8 protein-coding genes are annotated in these 12,429 nt (G+C 66.3%); 2 read left to right on the top strand and 6 right to left on the bottom strand.

Features of this window, described 5'->3' with window-relative positions:
• Nucleotides 1-163: 163 nt before the first annotated feature.
• A complete protein-coding gene (locus GWG54_RS07855) occupies nucleotides 164-670 on the top strand; it encodes a GNAT family N-acetyltransferase (RefSeq protein WP_167937253.1) in 507 nt (168 codons plus the stop codon).
• Between the two features lie 80 nt (nucleotides 671-750).
• Here GWG54_RS07855 and GWG54_RS07850 read toward each other — a convergent pair whose 3' ends face one another.
• From GWG54_RS07850 to GWG54_RS07830, 5 genes are all read right to left on the bottom strand, one after another.
• Nucleotides 751-1,119 carry a helix-turn-helix domain-containing protein gene (locus tag GWG54_RS07850; RefSeq protein WP_167937252.1) on the bottom strand — a complete coding sequence of 123 codons (369 nt, stop codon included), beginning with the start codon at nucleotides 1,117-1,119 and terminating at the stop codon, nucleotides 751-753.
• A 187-nt stretch (nucleotides 1,120-1,306) separates the two neighbouring features.
• Nucleotides 1,307-2,119 carry a molecular chaperone gene (locus GWG54_RS07845; protein WP_167937251.1) on the bottom strand — a complete coding sequence of 271 codons (813 nt, stop codon included), beginning with the start codon at nucleotides 2,117-2,119 and terminating at the stop codon, nucleotides 1,307-1,309.
• Nucleotides 2,120-2,121: 2 nt separating this feature from the next.
• Nucleotides 2,122-3,327, bottom strand: coding sequence for a 4Fe-4S dicluster domain-containing protein (locus GWG54_RS07840; protein WP_167937250.1), 1,206 nt, complete (start codon nucleotides 3,325-3,327; stop codon nucleotides 2,122-2,124).
• A gap of 16 nt (nucleotides 3,328-3,343) precedes the next feature.
• Nucleotides 3,344-6,880: a molybdopterin-dependent oxidoreductase gene (locus GWG54_RS07835; protein WP_167937249.1), complete on the bottom strand. Its 3,537-nt coding sequence runs from the start codon at nucleotides 6,878-6,880 to the stop codon at nucleotides 3,344-3,346.
• Nucleotides 6,881-7,207: 327 nt separating this feature from the next.
• Nucleotides 7,208-8,500, bottom strand: coding sequence for a P-loop NTPase (locus tag GWG54_RS07830; protein WP_167937248.1), 1,293 nt, complete (start codon nucleotides 8,498-8,500; stop codon nucleotides 7,208-7,210).
• Between the two features lie 921 nt (nucleotides 8,501-9,421).
• On the opposite strand from GWG54_RS07830, the gene GWG54_RS07825 reads away from it, so the two are divergent.
• Nucleotides 9,422-10,705, top strand: a complete 1,284-nt coding sequence (locus GWG54_RS07825) for a Cdc6/Cdc18 family protein (RefSeq protein WP_008426541.1) — start codon at nucleotides 9,422-9,424, stop codon at nucleotides 10,703-10,705.
• 277 nt (nucleotides 10,706-10,982) lie between these two features.
• On the opposite strand, the gene gdhB is transcribed toward GWG54_RS07825, so the two are convergent.
• Entirely contained in the window at nucleotides 10,983-12,257 is a 1,275-nt protein-coding gene (gene gdhB, locus GWG54_RS07820; protein ID WP_167937247.1) for a glutamate dehydrogenase GdhB, read from the bottom strand.
• Nucleotides 12,258-12,429: the final 172 nt, after the last annotated feature.

Genomic DNA, 12,429 nt, shown 5'->3' with positions numbered 1-12,429 from the left:
CACTCCCTGCAGGAACACCGCACGGAGCTCGATTGATCAACCATCGGCGGGAACGTTCTCCAGTACCGATCCGAGTTCTCCCCTCGAGCGGCGGTCCGGCCGTCGCTCCCAGTCGACGGGAACCCGAGACAGGCTTAGGAACGTTCGTTCCGTAGGTGACGACATGACTCCCCCGCCCGACCAGCGACCGCGGTTCCCGCGTCTGCCGACGACGGCCGAGGACGACGAGGGCCGAACGGTAACGGTCGAGTCCTACGATGGCGGCGTCGAGCCGCTCGTCGAGATGTACGGCCACTTCGACGCGGAGTCCCGATCGCAGGGGCTGCCGCCCCGCACGGACTCTCGAACCCGCGAGTGGCTCGAGGACCTGCTCGAGAAGGGACAGAACACCGTCGCGCGCCACGGCGAGGACGTGGTCGGCCACGCGGTGTTGGTGCCCTCCGGCGAGCTGTACGAACTGGCGATCTTCGTCCGTCCGGAGTACCAGGCCGCGGGGATCGGGACGCAGCTCATCCGCGGGCTGCTCGGGGAGGGTCAGGAACGTGGCGTCGAGCACGTCTGGCTCACCGTCTCGCGGAGCAACCGGATCGCGATGAACCTCTACCGGTCGGCCGGCTTCGAGACGACGGCCAGCGGGCGAGGCGAACACGAGATGGAACTGTACCTCTGAGAAGGCGCGGATTCGAACGACCGTCGGGCACTCGACGAGAGCGGCGCGAACGCCGTTCCGGCACCGATCGTCCGAGGTCGTCAGTCCGAGAGCGCGCCCGACTCCCGCGCCGGGGCGTCGATCGAAACGCCGTCGGGATCCGAAACGGAGATGGTTATCTCCTCGAAGCGCCGGCAGTACTCGCTCGCGTGTTTGCCACCCATCTGGATGCGGATTCGCTCCTCGAGCAGGTCGGCGTCGGTCAGCACCTCGAGCTTGCGGTACACCGTCGAGGAGGGAATCTCGCAGCGCGACGCGAGCTCGGTAGCCGTCAGCGCCTCGTCGGCCGTCGCCTCGAGGATCGTTCGGCAGTCGGCGTCCTCGAGGGCCGCGAGGACGGCGCCGGCGTCGGCGTCGGTCTCGGTCGAAAGCGGGGCGGCGGAATCGGTGGTGGGACTCGTCGCGGACATCGTCGTTCTGTTCCCTCCTTTTGGCGGGATCCGTACCAAACGGGGTCCCGAATATACGGGGTCATTTATGTGGGGGTAGTTATCTAGGGAGGGAGCGCTCGCGAGAGATCAGCGACACCGAACCGACGCGAGGCGAACGAAGAGCCGGCTGCGAGGCGAACGGAGCGTCGGCTGCGAGGCGATCGGATCAGTAGGGGCCGTCCCGATCGCCCATCGGCATCTCCGGGGTCGATCTCGAGGACGTCGGGCCGCAGGTCCCACAGCGGAAGTCGCCCTCCCCGTCGTTGAGCCCCTCGAGGGGCGAGGGGGGCGTCTCATCGAACGTCTTCGGTTCGGCGCCGAACCGATCGGTGTCGTCGTCGACGAGGGTGTCGACCAGCGCCCCGAGCGCCCGGTAGAACTCGACGTCGACCTCCTCGGCGAGCGTCTCGCGGAAGCGGCTGATCCAGCGACCGAGGTGGTCCTCGAGGAAGTCACCCTGCGCGTCGGTCACGACCGCGACGCCGGTCTCGTCACCCTCGTTCTCGAGGTAGGCCGTCTGCAGGCCCAGATGCGAGAGGAATTCGAGCTCGATGCAAAGGTGGTCGGCGCGCTCGCGGTTCCCCTCCGCGATCGACAGCCCGAACGCCCTGTAGAAGCCGGCGATGTCCGCCAGCGTGTCGCCGCTGGTGACGAGGGTGCCGGGACTGTACTCGATCTGGTACTGTCGGATGTCGCCGCCGGTCTCGAACCCGAACAGCGAGCTCCAGTCCGAGTAGAGTTCGTCGACGCCGGCGGAGTCGGTCGGGGACGCCTCGACGACCGCCCTCGCGTGTTCCTTGAGGTCGTCGTTCTCGAGTGCGGCGGCGGACTCGAGCAGCTGGTCGGCGAAGGTTCCCGAGACCAGCGCCTCCTCGAGTTCCTCGTCGGGGCGATCGAACGCCAGCGAGGCGAGCTTGTACAGTCGCGCGCGATGGACGTGATCGAGCGCGGTCGTGGATTCGGTGTTGGATGCGGTCATCGTTATGCGATGTCGAGCCGGTAGGCGTCGTTGTCCTCGTCGAAGCGGTCGCGTTCGTACTGCGGTTCCTCCATCGGGACGCGGGCGACGGTCGAACCGTCCCCGTCGTAGCCGATCGCCTCCTCGTCGGTGACCTCGAACTCCTCGACGCGCCACTCGGTCGACCCCATCAGGTGGATGAGCCCGCGGAGCTTGCGGTACTCCTCGTCGCCGCGGCGGGCGGCCTGGTAGGTCTCCTTGGCCTCCGTGACGCGGGGGCCGAACATCTGGACGAGGTAGTCGTCGGGGACGTTGATCGGCGGGATGTAGTAGACGTTGGGCTCGAGGCCGAGCTGGGGGTACAGCGGCAGCGCGACCTCGGCGTCGTGGACCAGGTAGTCGATCGGGTTCGAGGAGTCGGCCTCCTCCGGCGGGTTGATCCAGCCGTGCTGGCGGATCTTGCCGAGGCAGTTCTCGAAGCACTGCGGGACTAGCCCCTGCTCGACCTTCGGGTAGCAGCCGACGCACTTCTGGGAGTTACCCTTCTCGGGGTTGAAGATGGACTTCCCGTACGGACAGGCCCGAACGCACTCCTGGAACGCCTGACAGCTCTCCTCGTCGATCAGGACGATCCCGTCCTCCTGGCGCTTGTAGACGGCCTGAACCGGACACCCACCGGCACACCCCGCGAACGAGCAGTGGTTACACAGCCGCGGGAGGTAGAAGAACCACGTGGGGTGTTCCTCCCCTTCGGGGATGTGGGTGTCCGACTCGATCGCCTCTCCGGTCGGCTCGTCCTCGCCGATGTTGGGGTGGGCCCAGTCCTCGTCGTCGGGGCGGTAGCCCTCGATGCCCTGGCCGTGGATGTTCTCGGGGTCGTCGTCGGGGGCCATCTCATCCCAGTCGACGTCGTTGGCCTCGAAGATGGTGTCGCCCTCGTATACGTACTCGCCGTCCTCCTCGGTCCACTCCTGGACACCGAGGCGGTCGAGGATCTCCTTGTCCCACTCGAGGGGGTGGGAGCCGTAGGGTTTGGTCTCGACGTTGTTCCAGAACATGTGCTCCTGGCCCTCGCCATGGGTCCAGGTCGTCTTACACGACAGCGTACACGTCTGGCACGCGATACACTTGTTGAGGTCGAACACCGCGCCCCACTGCTTCTCCGGTCGGGACTCGGCGTAGGGGTACTCCATCTCGCGTCCGATCTGCCAGTTGTAAACTTCAGCCATTGGTACTCACCTTGTGTTAGTCGTCGGAAGTCGTCACGTAGTTGCCGCTCAGGTACTCCTCCATCGTCTCGTCCTCGTTGGTCGGTCTGATGCCGCGGTCGACGGGCTCCCAGTCGCCCTCGCCCTCGAGGCCGCCGTCTTCGGCCTTCTCGATCCTGACGAACGACTCCTTGGGTGCCCCGTTGGCGGCGTGGACGTCGGGCTCGAAGCCGACGTCCATGTTCTGTCCGAGCATGTCCTTGCGGGGCATCGAGTCGGTCATCCAGGTGCGGCGCAGCCAGGTCGTCGTCATCGACTGGTGGCCGCCGCTGCGGTACATCGACGCGTAGTTCGTGTCCTCGGCTTTGGCCTTCCCGTCGTCGCGCTCCTGCTGGGCCGCGTAGGTCTTGTGGGAGGTCTGGGAGACGTTCATCCAGCTGCGGGTCACCCCCTGCGGGAGGCTGGGCTGGTACCGGATCCGCATCAGCGCCCGGGTGTAGTCGTCGTCCTCGTCGTCGGGGTCGTACTCCGGGTACGGTCGGTCGGACGGGTCGGCGTCGACCCAGACGTAGTCGCCGTCCTGCAGTTCCTCCTCGCGGGCGTCGGCGGGGTTCATCTCGACGTACCCCTCGCCGATGTAGGGCTTGCGCTGGTCGAAGGATCCCCGGAGACCCGCGTGGCGGCTCATGTTGCCGTAGTTACTCCACCAGACCGCGATGTTCGGCAGGTCGCTGCCGAAGGTGTGGGTCCCGTGGCGGTACTTCGGCGTCATGTAGACGTAGTTGTAGCCGTCCTCGAGGTCGGTCAACGGGTGGGTCGTGTCGACCAGTTCCGACGGCGACCGAACCACGTTGCGGACCTGTCGGTCGCTGGTGTCGCGGGCCTTCGCCTCGCTGTCCCAGCCCCGGTCCTCCGGCGTCTGTGGCGCGACGACCGGGCTGTCGCTGTCGTCGACGATGGCGTTTGGCTCGTACGGCGTCGCGTCCATCGGCTCCCGGTGTAGCGGGATGTGCTCGCCGGCCTCGGCGAACTCCTCCTCCTCGCGGAAGAACTCGAGCCGACCCGTCTTCGTGTACCAGGGCTGGGAGTCCTGGGTCTGCTCGTTGCCGACGTGTTTGGGGTAGGTCCGGGTCATGATGATCGCCGGCGTCCCTTCGCGGGCGTCCTCGAGCAGGTTCTCGACGTCGTAGCCCTTGACCGCGTTCGAGTGGTCGAGGATGCGCTGGAGGTAGGGCTTGGCCCGGTACTCGTCCTCGTCGACGAACGCCCAGTAGTCCGCGAAACGGTCGTCGCCGGTGAGCTCCGCGAGCTGCTCGGCGACGCCCTTGTAGTGTTGGGCGTCGTTGAGCGTGTTGTAGATCCGATCCAGCTCCGTCTCGGGCATCGTCGTAATGAAGGGGTTCGTGACCGAGGCCGTGATGTCGTGGACGTGGTGTTCGGCCCACGAGTCCGCCGGGAAGACGATATCGGAGTACTCGCAGGTCATCGACCACCACCACTCGTTGGTGAAAAACGCCTCGATCTTCCCGTTGCGCAGCATCTGCTCGATGATCTTGTAGGTCCCCTTCGCGTTGCCGAGGATGGAGTTCGACCCCGACACCCAGATCGACTTCGTGGGCGTGTGCATGTGGGTGTCGCCCTGGAAGTACTCGCCGTCGACCTTCAGCGGCTTGTCGAGGTTCGTATAGAAGTGCGCCGAGTGGGCGTCCCAGCGCTTGTCGGTCCGGGCCGGCTGGTCGGGGTCGAGCTCGACGTCGAACGGGTCCTCGTGGGCGTACTGGCCGACGCCGTTGAAGTAGGCCATCCGGTAGTTCCCGGAGTAGGAGCCGACGTTCCCGGTCCGGTAGCCGACGTTGCGCGTCAGCGACGCCAGCAGGAACGCGGCGCGCCCGTGCTGGTCGGCGTTCGCGTAGTGGTTCGGGCCCATCCCGGTCAGCAGCATCGTGCTCTCTTTGTTGTCGGCGAAGTCGGTAGCCAGGTTCTCGACGGCCTCCGGAGCGGTGCCCGTGACCTCGGCGGTCGACTCGAGGTCCCAGGTCTCGACGAGGTACTCCTTGATGAGGTCGAAGACCGTCCGCACCGCGACGGTCTCGCCGTCGGCGAGCTCGACCTCGAACTCGCCCTCGATGGTCGCGGACACGTCGAAGTCGTCGCCGATGTCGTCGCGCGTGACCGCTTCGAAGGCGTCGCCAGCCGCGTCGTGGACGACGAAGTCGCCCCACTCGCGGCGCAGTTCCTCGGTGATGACCTGGTCGTCGATGTCGGTCACGTCGACGCCGGGGCGGTCGCCCTCGTCGCCGACGGCGTCGGTCTTCTCGAGGTCGGCAGGCTCGTAGTCCGGGAAGACGTCGCTGGCCCGCAGGAGTTCGTTGTCGTCCATCCGGACCAGCAGCGGGAGGTCCGTGTGTTTCCGGACGTACTCCTCGTCGTACAGCTCCTGTTCGATGATGACCCGCGCGGCGCCGAGGAACAGCGCCGAGTCGGTCGCGGGCCGAACCGTGATCAGCTCGTCGCACTTCGAGGCTGTGGCGTTGTAGTCGGTGAAGATACCGGTGAGCTTCGACCCCTTGAGCTTGGCCTCGGTCAGCCAGTGGCAGTCGGCCATCTTCGAGGTCAGGTAGTTGACGCCGTCGAGGACGATGTGGTCGGCGTACTCGATGCTCGCGAGGTCGAAGTCGACCGTCTGCTGGCCGGTGACCATCGTGTGGCCCGGCGGCAGGTCGGTGTGGAACGAGTAGTTGTCAAGCCCCATCGCGCCCAGGGCCTCGTCCTCGGAGACGTCCCGGACGTAGTTGTCCAAAAGCGCCATCGAGTTGGCGTTGCGGTACTGACCGAACAGCTTGATGACGCCCAGAAGCGGCATCCCGCCGCGGAACTTCATCGTCCGGACGCCAGCGCCCTGGGTCTCCTCGACCACGCGCTCGTCGTAGTCCTGCTCGAGCAGCCGCTGCATCCCGCTGTCGCCGCTGTACTGGTCGGCGATCTCGAGGAACGCACGGGCGGCGTACTCGTGGGCTTCCTCCTGGGAGACCTCGACGAAGTCGTCCTCGCCGCGTTGAGCGTACTCTTCGGGCATTGAACCGTCGTCGTCCCGCGGGAAGCCGTCGTCGACCCACTGCATGAACCCCTCGCGAACCATCGGCGCGTGGACGCGACGCTCGCCGTAGAAGCGTTCAACCATCGCCAGCCCCTTGTTACAGACGCGGGGGTCCCAGCGCTGGCTCGCCTGGTTGCCCTCGAGGTCGGTCGCCTCGCCGTAGTTCATCGACGGGCCGAGACGGGTGATCTGGCCGTTCTTGATCGAGGCCTCGAGGTAGCAGTTGTGGGTGTCGTTGGGCGTACACGTGAGCATGTAGGAGTCGTCGGGCTCCCACACGTTCCGGTAGTGTTCCTCCCAGTCCCGGTTCGGGTACTCCTCGAGGGGGTTCATCGGCCCCTCGTCCGTCGTTTCGTCCGCGTCGTCCGAGAGCCGCCGGTAGCCCAGCAGGCCGAGCCCGGACGCGCCGGCGACCCCGGCCGCCGCGGCGCCGAGCTCGCGGCGGGTCATCTCGAGGCCGGCGTCGTCCTCAGCCATGGTACCACCCGGCCAGCGCCGCTCGGAGCGAGCCGGCGGACGGTGCGATCGTCTTCCAACGCGGCTGCCGCCCCGCGAGTTCCGAGTGTTGATGCTCCATACACGATACCGTTGGGCAGCGACTCCTTAACCGGACGCGGCCGTTCCCAGCGAACGGGGACGAACGACTCCGAAACCTCGGTATAGCGGGTGGTTTATAAGAGGGTGAGGGGACGAGACACCGATCGAAACCGGTCGAAAAACGACTCCGAGCGGTCGACGGTCCGCCGACGGGGGTCGACGACGGGAGATCTGGCTGGGGACGACGGCGGGAGTCAGCGACGGCGATCAGGCCGGGGACGCCGAGCGCGCGAGGGATTCGGTCTCGAGCTCGAGGAGCCAGCCTTCCTGTCCGAGGTCCGTAACGTCCGAACGCTCGAGTTGATTCCCGTCGGCGGCCAGTGCCGATTCGGTCGAGTCGATCAGTTCCTCGGGGTCGTGCCGACAGAGCAGGGAGACGTCGCCGTCGGCGGCCGCCAGCTCCGTGACCGCCTGGCGCCTGCAGGTTGCGGGCGGGAGTCCCCGCAGGTCGACCGCGGCCTCGGGCGCGCGACTCCCGCCGCGGCCGGCGACGAACGAGGCGACGGTCTCGCCGAGGTCCGCGATCGCCCGTTCGCCGGAGGAGCCGCCCTCGGCGAACGAACACGCCGTCGGCGTCCGGAGCGCGGGGTCGAAGGGGACGGGGTCGATCGACGCGGTCGCGTCCTCGGTGATCGCGTCCTCGAGCTCGCGCCCGTCGCCGTCGTAGGGCGACGGCTCCGTTCCCATCGCGGTCATGTTCGGGACGACGCCGATCGTCTCGACGTCGTTGGCGGTAAACAGCGCGCCGGTTCTCTCGGTCGCCCGAACGCCGGCGTCGGTCGGCGTGCTGACGAGCAGGGCGCCGTCCAGCGGCGCCTGCTGGACGATCGTGTAGACGGCGTCGCCGATCCCCGGCGGGAGGTCGACCAGAAGGACGTCCCTGTCGTCCCAGGTCGCGTCCCCGAGGAGGTCCTTGAGAACGTCGTGGACCATCGCGCCGCGCCAGGCGACGGGGCCGTCCTCGGCGATCAGATCGAGGCTGACGACCTCGATCCCGTCGGCGTCGACCGGCTGCGGTCGCCCCGAGGGCGTGTTCTGGACCGGGCCCTCCGCGTTCAGCAGGTCGGGGATGTCGGGTGCGTAGACGTTGGCGTCGAAGACCGCCACGTCGAGTCCGGACGCGTCGAGCGCCCGCGCGAGCGCGGCGGTGATCGTCGTCTTGCCGACCCCGCCTTTCGCGCTCCCGATCGCGATCAGGGAGTCGACTCCCGTTACAGGAAGGCCGCTCTCGGGGGCCTCGGCGTCGGCCGCCTCGATCCGGACGTGATCGATTCCCTCGGTAGCGAGGCCCGCTCCCCGGAGCTGGTCCGAGAGCCGCTCGCTCAGCCGTCGATTGAGGCGATCGAAAACGACCGTGAACGTGACGACCCCGTCCTCGACGGAGACGTCCTCGAGCAACTGTTCGCCGACCGGATCGCCGTCGGCTACCCGTACCTCCCGGGTTCTGTCGACGACTGCGCGTTTGATCTCGTCGTCCGACCGCGGTGTCTCCTCTGTCATGAGCGTGTGTTCGGTGTGGACAGTATTTCACCCGGCGTCTCTTCCCACGGGCTGGGAAGACAACGGACGGGTTCGGTCCCGTCACCCGTCCAGGCGGTAGACGTCCCGTCACGGCCCCCGGTCCCCTCGTTCAGAGTGTAACGGCTCGAGCGAGATCCCGGGAGGGTACGGCGGTTCACTCTGAATTGGGTGTGTACCCACCCCCACCCCTGATTCAGAGTGAAAGGGGCTGCGAAGGTGTCCCCCTCCCCGGGGGGCGATGATACGGGTCCGGTCCGCTCGAGAGCCGGCTTCTCGGCCGGAACGGCCACGCTCGAGCCGTCCCGAGGGGATACTGGCCGATCGGCCAATCGATTCGGAAGGATCGAAGAGACGCCACTCTCCGAATTTTGTTCAGGATAGGTGATGTATAGAGGGAGATATGGATTGGTAGGTATCTAGATAGATATAGATACTAACTAGATCTATACTAGATGTTATCTGAGCTGCTGCAATAATAACCCACACCAAAAAATATAATACTAACTAGTAGGCTTCGTTCGGGGCGAGTAGTAGTACTAGGTACTAGAAATTAGTACTAGAGACTAGATTCAGTGTAGCAGATAGTAGTAGTACTGTTAGGCACTCCCGTGATGGTTGCTGTCTCGTCCCTTCGTTCGCCGACCCGTTCGACCCCACCCCTCCCCACCCCCACTCTCTCGAGCCGTTTCACTCTGAACGAGGGGTGGGGGAGGGGTGAGGAAGGCCGAATCGGGATGCAGGAAAACGCGAACGAGTCCGGCCGCAGTTCAGTCTGCACGCGGCCTCCGCCCCTCACTTATCGGTCCTCCGGAAATACGTCGGTTCAACGCCGCTCGAGGGACGTTATCAGTCTGATCCACCTTCCATAGTTTTATTAGACGACTCTCCAAGGACAGCAACATGACCGAACAGGCCGGTGGGGATCCCCTCTTTCAGTCGCAGGATCCGATCTTCGATCGGAAGGAACTCCTGCACGTCGGCCACGTTCCCGACGAGGACCGGATCGTCGGTCGCGACGACGAGATCCAGTCGGTTGCCTCCGAAATCGGGGCGATCACCCGGGGCGACCCGCCGAACAACGTGATGATCTACGGCAAGACGGGGACCGGAAAGAGTCTCATCTCCCGCCACGTCGCGACGCGGGCCCGGGACGCCGCCGAGGAAAACGAGATCGACTGCGGCGTCCTCTACGTCGACTGCTCGGAGGCCAACACCGAGACACGAGCGACTCGCCAGCTGGCGCTCAGTCTCGCCGACCAGACCAGCTACGACGATCACATCCCCGTCCGCGGGGTCGGAACCATGGAGTACTACCAGCACATCTGGTCGGTGCTCGAGCGGTTTTTCGACTCGGTGATCGTGATCCTCGACGAGATCGACAAGCTCGACAACAGCAACATCCTGATGCAGCTCTCGCGGGCCCGCGAGGCCCGCAAGACCGACGCCTACATCGGCGTTATCGGCATCTCGAACAAGGTCCAGTACCGCGAGACCTTAGACGAGCGCATCGACAGCAGCTTCGGTCACCGCGAGCTGTTCTTTCACCCCTACGATGCGGCCCAGCTCCGGGAGATCATGCGGAACCGGCAAGACGCCTTCCAGCCCGACGTGCTCGAGGACGGAACGATCGAGCTCTGTGCGGCGCTGGCGGCGAAGAAACACGGCGACGCGCGCAAGGCGATCGAGATCCTCAAGGAAGCCGGCGAGCTCGCCCGGCGGACCGCCTCGGAGGCAGTCTCCGAGCGACACATCAAACAGGCCCAGGAGGTCGCCGAGATCAACCGGATCGAGGAGCTCACCAGCGGGGCGACCGCGCACGCGAAACTGGCGCTGTACGCGCTGGCGAGCTGTATCGTTACGGGCGATCGCGAGACCTACAAGACCCGCGAGATCTACGAGCGCTACGCCGACATCTGTGAACTGGTCGCGACCGATCCGATCACCGAGAACGGGCTCTACCGTCAGCTCAAGGAACAGGCGTTCCTGGGCGTCATCGAGTCCGAGAAGACCGGTGGCGGCCGCTCCCAGGGGAGTTACCTCCTCCACCGGCTCGTGACCGATCCGAAACACATCGTCAAGGCCGTCCGCCGGGACGACTCCCTCGGGGAGTTGCCGCCCTACGACACGCTCGCCGACAGCGGGGAGTCGGCTCGCGGTCGGGTCGACCTCTCGACGTTTTCCTGACATCCCTCCACGACTTCAGTCGTAGTTCTCCTCGAACCACTCTCCCCCTTCGCTCGAGAGGGGGGGGGGAGGGGGACGTCGCTCGCGGCCGTTTCACTCTGAACGAGGGGTGTGGGTCCGGGACACGCCCGGCGGCGAATCGGTCGGGAGTTCCGTCGTTCGTCGGCGGTTCGTCGCCGCTTTCGGTCCAACGCCGCCGATCTCGGTCAGACGCCGCCTTGCGACTCGACGATCGCGACCGACCGCTCCAGCACGGCTATTGCGGCCGACCGCCCCGCTACGGCCACAGACCGCGGGCGTCGTGGGCCTCCGAAATCCGCGAGAGTGCGACCAGGTAGGTCGCGTCGCGCCAGGTAACGTCTCGAGCGTCGTACTCTCCGCGGACGGACTCCCAGGCCCGAAGCATCTCCGACTCGAGTTCCTTGTGGACCCGTTCTAAGCTCCAGGCGCGGCGGTTGATGTCCTGAAGCCACTCGAAGTACGAGACGGTGACGCCGCCGGCGTTGGCGAGGATGTCGGGGATCACGGCGACGCCCTGATCCTCGAAGACCTGGTCGGCAGCCGAGGTCGTCGGGCCGTTCGCGCCCTCGACGACCATGTCCGCCTGGACGTTCCTGGCGTTCTCGGCGGTCAACACGTTACCGACCGCGGCCGGGATCAGCACGTCGACGTCGAGCTCGAGCAGTTCGGGGTTCGTGAGTTTCTCGGGAGCGTCGTAGGTCGAAACCATCCCCGGCGTCTCGTCGTGGTCCTCGACGTCGTTCGTGTCGAACCCGTCGGGGTCGTAGATCGCGCCGTCGACGTCCGAGACCGCGACGATCGTCGCGCCGCGCTCGTCGAGGTAGCGGGCCGCGTTGGCACCGACGCTCCCGAATCCCTGGACCGCGACCGTCGTGTCCTCGAGGTCCCGGTCGTAGTAGTCGAGCGCCTCCCGCGTGACGATCCCGACGCTGCGTCCGGGGGCCTTCTCGCGCCCCTTCGAACCGCCGATGACGGGCGGTTTCCCGGTGACGACGCCGGGGGTCGTCTCGCCGACCTGCATCGAGTACGAGTCCATGAACCACGCCATCGTCTGGGGATCGGTTCCCATGTCGGGGGCGGGGATGTCCTTCATCGGTCCGATGACGGGTCGGAGCTCCTCGGCGAACCGACGGGTGAGCCGCTCCTTCTCGTCCGGGCTCAACTCCTTGGGATCGACGACGACGCCGCCTTTCGCGCCGCCGAAGGGGAGATCCATCACGGCGCACTTCCAGGTCATCCACATCGAGAGCCCGACGCACTCGTCCTCGGTGACGCCGGGGTGGTAGCGCAGCCCACCCTTGTACGGGCCGCGAACGCTGTCGTGGTGAGCCCGGTAGCCCGTGAACATCTCGGTGGTGCCGTCGTCGCGCTCGAGCGGGATCGTCACCCGGTAGACGTCGGTCGGGTAGCGGAGTCGCTCGACGACGCCGTCGTCGACGTCGAGGTGGGCGGCCGCGCGCTCGAGCTGACGGCGTGCGGTTTCGACGGCGCTCTCCGGTTCGGGTTCAGCTGTGGGTTCGGCTGTGGTCATTGTGAGGGGGCGCTGTACCGGCCGACGTCGCCGTCGCCGACTCGGCCCGGCACAGGTCTAGATCCGACCCATCGTCGCGCCGAAGGATAGTCCTTGTTACTTCGGACGAGTTCGAACAATACTTGCGACCCGCACGCGGCCTCGATCGGTCGCCCGCCCGCGCCGACTCGCC

The sequence above is a fragment of the Natronococcus sp. JC468 genome, from assembly GCF_012163165.1.
Classification (GTDB): Archaea; Halobacteriota; Halobacteria; order Halobacteriales; family Natrialbaceae; genus Natronococcus; species Natronococcus jeotgali.
Note: the sequence above shows the minus strand (reverse complement) of the source record. Positions and strands in the feature narration are given on the sequence as shown.